Below are 7468 nucleotides of genomic sequence, written 5' to 3' on the forward strand. Positions count from 1 at the left end.
GCAAAGGCGAACGTTATATTGCCGAACCTGAAAAAATAACAGAGTATCAATATGGTAGGTATCCTGAAAAAGTGCGGTTGGATATTGAGAATATTTTCAGATGATCTTTGAAGAGAAATAAAATTTTATGAATGAATTACAAGATTGTATTTTAGGTGATTTGGTAGAGTTCCAACGTGGATATGATTTACCAAAAGATGCTTTTGTAAAAGGCGAATATCCTGTTCAATCTTCCAACGGAATTTTGGGTTATCACAATGAATATAAAGTTAAAGCACCTGGAATCACGATTGGGAGAAGTGGAACAGTCGGTATTCCGCATTTAATAACAAAAAACTTTTTTCCGCATAATACAGCATTGTATGTAAAAGATTTTAAGGGTAATAACGTCCAATATATTTATTACCTATTGAAAAATTTAAAATTAAATGAATATAAAACTGGTTCTGGTGTTCCAACCATGAACCGAAATCATCTGCATCCGTTAAAAATCAGAGCGTTCACCGACCTCAAAACCCAACAATCGATCGTCGCCGTCCTCTCCGCCTTGGACAAAAAAATCGCCCTGAACAAACAAATCAACGCGCGCTTGGAAGAGATGGCGAAAACCCTGTACGACTACTGGTTCGTGCAGTTCGACTTCCCCGACGCGAACGGCAAACCCTACAAATCCTCCGGCGGCGAAATGGTCTTTGACGAAACCCTGAAACGGGAGATTCCGAAGGGGTGGGAGGTGAAGAGTTTATGGAAAATAGCAAAATATTTTAATGGATTAGCTTTACAAAAATATCGCCCTGAGAATGAATTTTCTGATTTTTTTTCAGTTATTAAAATCAGAGAAATGAATGAAGGTATTTCTTCAAATACTGAAAGAGCAAGCACAGACATCCCAAAAGAAGCAATTATTGATGACGGAGATATTTTATTTTCTTGGTCTGCAACTTTGGAAATTAAAATTTGGTCGCAAGGTAAAGGTGCGCTAAATCAGCATATTTTCAAAGTAACTTCTGCGGTATACCCAAAATACTTCTATTATTTTGAATTATTGAATTACTTAAAACATTTTAAAATGATAGCTGATTTAAGAAAAACAACAATGGGACATATTACCCAAGACCATTTAAAACAAGCATATATTTGTATTCCATCTAATAGTCTATTAGAAAGATTGGAAGAAATTATTGAGCCTATTTTTCAAAAAATTCTAATAATGCAAAAACAAAACCACCACCTGACCCAATTGCGCGATTTCCTGCTGCCCATGCTGATGAACGGGCAGGTTTCCGTGGCGGAAGAGTAGTTCGGGCATTAATGCCCGGCCTGGGGCTTCCAAATCCGACCGCGCTTTTCAGTCCGCCATGTGAAGCTAAAACCGAAATAAAAAACAAACGAACCAAAAAAATGACCGAACTGTATTTCACCGAACAAACCAAAACCTTAATCGACAGCCTGAAAACCATCTGTGCCCACTACGGCTTGGGCAACGACGGCAACGAGTTCAAAATCATCAGTCAGGCTTTTCTGTATAAATTCTTAAACGACAAATACGATTTCGAAGTCAAAAAAATCCTCGAAGAAAAGCCCGGCGAGCCGATGGAATTCGTCGATATGGAGATTCAGAGCAAAACGGCGGTATTGAAGCCAGAGCATTCCATCCGCTATCTGTCGCAAAGGCAAAACGATGCGGATTTTGCCAAATTGTTCGACGATACCTTAATCGACATTGCCGCGCATAATGCAGAGGTATTCGCGGTGAAAACCGAGGGCGGGGCGAAAATCGTGCTGTTCGAGCGCATCGGCCAATATATCGCCGATGAAAACCGCCGCGACGATTTTTGCCGTGCGCTGATTTCCAAATTGGCGGATTTCAGCTTCGAGACAATTTTTGCGCAAAAATTCGATTTTTTTGCCACGATTTTCGAATACCTGATTAAAGACTACAACAGCAATTCGGGCGGCAAATATGCCGAATATTACACGCCGCACGCAGTGGCACGGATTATGGGGGATATTCTGGTGCCGCAGGTGTTGCGCGGTCAGATGCAGCGTGGACGTGTACGATCCGTCGGCGGGTTCGGGAACATTGCTGATGAACGTGGCGCACGCCATCGGCGAAGACAAATGTATGATTTATACGCAGGATATTTCGCAAAAATCGTCCAACCTGTTGCGCCTGAATCTGATTTTGAACAATCTGGTGCATTCGCTGAACAATGTGATTCAGGGCAATACGATTTTGTCGCCCTACCACAAGGACAAAACAGGTCGTCTGAAAAAATTCGATTTCATCGTTTCCAATCCGCCGTTTAAATTGGATTTCAGCGATTTCCGCGACCAATTGGACAGCGCGGAAAACCGCGAACGTTTTTTTGCGGGGATTCCGAAAATCAAGGCGAAAGATACGGATAAGATAGAAATCTACCAGCTTTTTATCCAACATATCCTGTTCAGCCTGAAAGAAAACGGCAAGGCGGCGATTGTATTGCCGACGGGCTTTATTACCGCCCAATCGGGCATAGACAGAAAAATCCGCGAATATCTGGTGGACAATAAAATGCTCGCCGGCGTGGTGTTCATGCCTTCCAATATTTTCGCCACCACGGGAACCAATGTTTCCATCCTGTTTATCGACAAAACCAATAAAGACAAAGTGGTCTTAATCGACGCGTCGGGCTTGGGCGAAAAAATCAAAGACGGCAAAAACCAAAAAACCGTACTTTCCCGCGAAGAAGAACAAAAAATCTGCCAAACGTACGGACAAGCAGGCAGTGGAAGATTTCAGCGTGGCAGTAGGCTACGATGAAATCCAAGCGAAAAACTACAGCCTCTCGGCAGGGCAGTATTTCGAGGTGAAAATCGATTATGTGGATATTTCCGCCGATGAGTTCGAGCAGAAAATGGCGGCGTTTTCCGCTGATTTGGACCGGCTTTTTGCGGAGTCTGTCGAATTGGAGCGGGAAATTGGGGAGAAGTTGCAGATGTTGAGGTTTGGGGAAAAGTAGCAATAAAACTCTCGTCTGAGTAGAAAGAAGAGATGATAAAGTGCGGTCTATTTTCAGAGCGTTTTTCAATGTGAAAAACACTGGAAAAAACCACCGCACCTTTCTTTTATCAAATAAAAACCCGCGCGTTATTTAAACGAATTCAGCGCGGATTTTATGTTCCTCTAATTTGTTGATCAATTACGCCAGGGTGCCTGTCCAGGCGCCGAAGATGCCGATGACGAAGAAGCCGACGATAATCCATAGGGCGTTTACCCGATTGCGCAACAGCCACATACAGGCGAAGGTGAGCAACAACGCCAGTAAGCCCGGCATGAGACTGTCTAAGATGCTTTGTACGGTGGTGACCTCAACAGTGCCGTTTTGTTTTGTGATGGTGGAAACTACTAACGGTACGTTAATACTGGTCCATTTTTGCACCAGGGCGCCCATGATGAACAAACCGAGGATTGACGCGCCTTCGGTAAGTTTTTGCAATAAGCCGCCGCTCATGTCGCTGACCACGTCCAACCCTTTACGGTAGCCGTAAATTACGCCGTAGTAACGGGTGGCGAGACGCACGAGGTTAAATAAAACGAAGAACAGAATCGGCCCTAAAATGCTACCATTTAATGCCACGCCTGCGCCGAGTGCGGCGAAAACCGGGCGTGCGGTCCCCCAATAAATCGGGTCACCTACACCGGCAAGGGGACCCATGAGACCCACTTTAATCCCGTTGATGGCGGCATCTTCCACCGGTTTGCCATTGGCACGCTGTTCTTCCATGGCAATTGCCACGCCTAATACGGGGGCGCCGACGAAAGGCTGGGTGTTGAAAAATTCCAGGTGGCGTTTAATGGCGTCTTTGCGTTCTTGCGAATCCTGTACCGGGTATAGCCGTTTAATTACCGGCACCATGGAATAGGCAAAGCCCAGCGCCTGCATGCGTTCGAAGTTCCATGAACCTTGGAACAGATTAGAGCGCATTACGACGGCATTCAAATCACTTTTTGTTACTTTTCTTATTTCGGTTGTCATGTTATCGCTCCTTATTAATCCAGTCTGTTATCCAGGTCGTTGCCGGCGGCAGTTGTTACCTGTACGACTTGTTTGCTTTGGTTATATTTTGGCTGCATTTGGATGTATAACACCGCCATCACGATGCCTAATACACCGAGGGCAACCAGATTGAATTCGGTATAAGCGGCGATGACGAAGCCCGCGTAGAAGAATGGCATTAAATGCCCTGCGCGCATCATGTTGATGACCATGGCGTAACCGACTACGGCGATGAAGCCACCGGCGATTTTAAGCCCGGTTGTCACTACGTCAGGAATGGCGTTCAGCATTCTTTGAACTTCATCAGTACCGGCGGTTAAGGCGACGATCAGCGCCGGAATGGCGATACGCATGGCTTGTAACATTAGCGCGCTGCAATGTAGCCAGTCCAAACGCGCCAGGCTGCCGTCTTCCACTGATTTATCCGCGGCATGCTGGAAACCCACGGTGATGGCGCGCACGATATAGGTCAACACCTGACCGGCGGCGGCAAGCGGAATCGCCACCGCAATCCCGGTAGAGATTTCTTGTCTACCGACGATAACCAAAATGGTTGAAATCACGGAAGCCAGTGCCGCATCAGGCGCCACCGCTGCGCCGATGTTCATCCAGCCTAACGCCAATAATTCCAAGGTCCCGCCGATAATGATACCGGTTTTAATATCGCCCAACGCTAAGCCGACTAAGGTACAGGCAATTAACGGGCGTTGTGTTTGCCATTCGTCAAGAATCGATCCTGCGCCGCAAATACAGGCGACCAGAAACACCAGAATAATTTGTAAAGTGGTAATTTCCATAATTATTTCCTTTAAAGTAAGTTATTTTTCTTTAATAAATCCATCATGTACTGGCGGCTGTCATTTGAAACTTTACGTACATCTAGTTCAATATTTTTGGCATCGAGGGCTTTAAATGCGGCAATATCTTTGTCGTCCACGGACACCGCACTGGTAATCATTTTTTTACCGTCGCGATACGCCATGCCGCCCACGTTGATGGATTTAAAATCGATGCCCGCGTCGGAAAGGCGCAATACGTCCGTCGGATTGGTAAATAGCAACATCATGCGCTCGCCGGCATATTCCGGGTTGTTGTAAACCCGCACCATTTTGTCCACATTTACCACATGGGCGGTGACCCCGGGCGGTGCAACGCTTTTCAGCATGGTAGCGCGCACGGTGTCTTTCGCCACCTCATCGCTCACGACCACAATACGCGATACGCGGCTTTCTTTCGTCCAACGGGTTGCCACTTGCCCGTGAATCAAGCGGTCGTCAATACGTGCCAAACCGATTTCCAAATGCCCTTCCTGATTCGGTGTGACCACCGCAGGTTGCGGTTCTGCTTGAGGCGCGGCGGGTTGTGCCGGAGCTGCCGCTGTCGGCACAGTCGGTTCGGTTTCCTGTTCCTGATAACGCAGCGCACGTACGCCGGTACGACCGGTTTCCAAGGCGATTGCCACCAATTCATCCAAACTTGGACCATCATCCCGCGCCATGAAGGCTTCCACCAGCATCGGCACGTTCACACCGGTGACGATATCCATGTTGTCTTTGCCTTCCGACACGCGGTTCGCCGCATTAAACGGACTACCGCCCCAGGTATCCACCAAAAACAGCACTTGGTCACAGTGGGCAAGATCGCCGCTGAGTTTCGCCTGATATTTTTCCATGATAGTCTCAGCGTTTTCACCGGGCACAAAATCAATGGTCGCCACATTTTCCTGTTCGCCGATGAGCATTTCTGTGGTTTTTAACAGTTGCTCCGCCGCGACTCCATGTGTTGCGATAATAATTGCGATGGTCATTTGGTCTCCTTGAAGATAATTATACCGTTTACCATTCTACCTAAAAACCGGCAACTCATTCGTTTAAGCTAGGTGCTTTTTAGTAGATTTTATGTGATCAGGATCACATTTTTATAAAAAACACGAAGAAAAAGCACCGCACTTTAGTGTGTCCGTAATGCCGTTGTGTGAAAAAACAATCATCCGATTTGTCGTTGGCACAATAAAATCGGATTAAATTGCATGCAATCGGCGCGAATCATGTAGAATACGGGGCAAAATTAATCAACGATACCTTCCTTACCACGGAAGGCGCAAAAGTGCGGTGAAAAATAATGGTGTTTTTTGCCTCCGCAGAATGAGAAAATCCGATGAGTGAGCGCCAACATTACCGTAATTTAGCCCTAATTGCCGCCATGGCATTGTTTATGCAATCCCTTGATGCCACCATTTTGAACACCGCGCTGCCCGCCATTTCCGCCGATTTGCATGAATCGCCGCTGGAAATGCAAATGACGATCATCAGTTATTCCCTCACCGTTGCCTTGTTTATTCCGCTCACCGGCTGGATTGCGGATAAATACGGCACGCTCAATGTGTTTCGGGTGGCGGTGGCGATTTTTGTACTCGGTTCCGTGGCTTGTGCCGCCTCCAATTCGTTAAATGCGCTGATTTGGTCCCGTGTGTTGCAGGGGCTGGGCGGCGCGTTGATGATGCCGGTGGCGCGTTTGGCGATTATTCGCAACGTGCCGAAAACCCAACTGGTTGCCGCGTGGAACGCCATGGCGATGGCGGGGCTTATTGGCCCGGTGTTGGGACCGATTGTGGGCGGTTGGCTGGTGACGCACGCCACATGGCATTGGATTTTCTTGATTAACATTCCTATCGGTTTGCTCGGCATTTGGTTTGCCGGACGACATATGCCGAACAGCACGGACAATATCGGTAAACTGGATTTGCGGGGGTTCGTGCTATTTGCTGGCGGCTTGGCGGGCTTGACCCTCGGGTTGGATTTATTGTCCGAAGATCGTGTCAGCCCATGGATGACCGCTTTGATTCTGGCTGCTGGAATAGGTTGTTTTTCCATTTATTATGTTTATGCCCGACGGGCGCAATATCCCTTATTGTCACTCAATATATTTGCGGTTCGCACCTTTCGGGTAGGCATCGTTGCCAATCTGTTCATTCGCTTGAGCGGTTCCGGCATTCCGTTTTTAATGCCACTCATGTTGCAGGTGGTGTTTAATTATGGCGCCGATGTTGCCGGTTGGCTGCTCGCGCCGATCGCTGTGAGTTCGGTGTTGACCAAATCCTTCGCCGGAAAAATTCTGTCGCGCTTCGGCTACAAAACGACGTTAATTTTGACCGCACTTTCCATGACTTTCGCCATTGCTGCCATGAGCCTCTTAGATCAGCAAAGCCCGATTTGGCTGTTGGTGCTGATTCTGGCGTGGTACGGTTGCTCCATGTCGATTATTTTCACCGCCGTCAACACCCTCGCCATTAGCGACTTAAGCGACCACAACGCCAGCACCGGCTCCACTTATCTCAGCGTCATCCAACAAGTAGATACTGTCTCCCAGCCCCAAAGTCAAATGTTTTTTCACTAAGCTAAACAAACTTGTGGTTGGTAAAAAGTTTT

Annotated in this window: 4 protein-coding genes and 2 pseudogenes; 3 read left to right on the top strand and 3 right to left on the bottom strand. The window is 47.2% G+C overall.

The features are described from left to right. Positions 1–127 precede the first annotated feature (127 nt). Together DK423_RS09255 and DK423_RS09260 are read left to right on the top strand one after the other, a co-directional pair. On the top strand, positions 128–1300 hold the full coding sequence (locus DK423_RS09255; RefSeq protein ID WP_005558251.1) for a restriction endonuclease subunit S: 1173 nt from the start codon (positions 128–130) through the stop codon (positions 1298–1300). Between the two features lie 101 nt (positions 1301–1401). Next, positions 1402–3002 (top strand): annotated as a pseudogene (locus DK423_RS09260) (HsdM family class I SAM-dependent methyltransferase). A 180-nt stretch (positions 3003–3182) separates the two neighbouring features. Here DK423_RS09260 and DK423_RS09265 read toward each other — a convergent pair. From DK423_RS09265 to manX, 3 genes are read right to left on the bottom strand one after another with little or no spacing between them, the layout of a single operon-like run. After that, positions 3183–4019, bottom strand: coding sequence for a PTS mannose transporter subunit IID (locus tag DK423_RS09265; protein WP_005558260.1), 837 nt, complete (start codon positions 4017–4019; stop codon positions 3183–3185). A 14-nt stretch (positions 4020–4033) separates the two neighbouring features. Next, positions 4034–4837 (bottom strand): PTS mannose/fructose/sorbose transporter subunit IIC, encoded by an 804-nt coding sequence (locus DK423_RS09270; protein ID WP_005558262.1) that lies wholly within the window; start codon positions 4835–4837, stop codon positions 4034–4036. Between the two features lie 11 nt (positions 4838–4848). Further along, complete coding sequence (gene manX / locus DK423_RS09275; RefSeq protein ID WP_005558264.1) at positions 4849–5847, bottom strand: PTS mannose transporter subunit IIAB; 999 nt, start codon at positions 5845–5847, stop codon at positions 4849–4851. A 350-nt stretch (positions 5848–6197) separates the two neighbouring features. On the opposite strand from manX, the pseudogene DK423_RS09280 reads away from it, so the two are divergent. Further along, a pseudogene (locus tag DK423_RS09280) lies at positions 6198–7394 on the top strand (MFS transporter); the annotation flags it as partial. Between the last annotated feature and the right edge of the window lie 74 nt (positions 7395–7468).

It is taken from the genome of Aggregatibacter actinomycetemcomitans (assembly GCF_003130205.1).
Lineage (GTDB): Bacteria > Pseudomonadota > Gammaproteobacteria > Enterobacterales > Pasteurellaceae > Aggregatibacter > Aggregatibacter actinomycetemcomitans_A.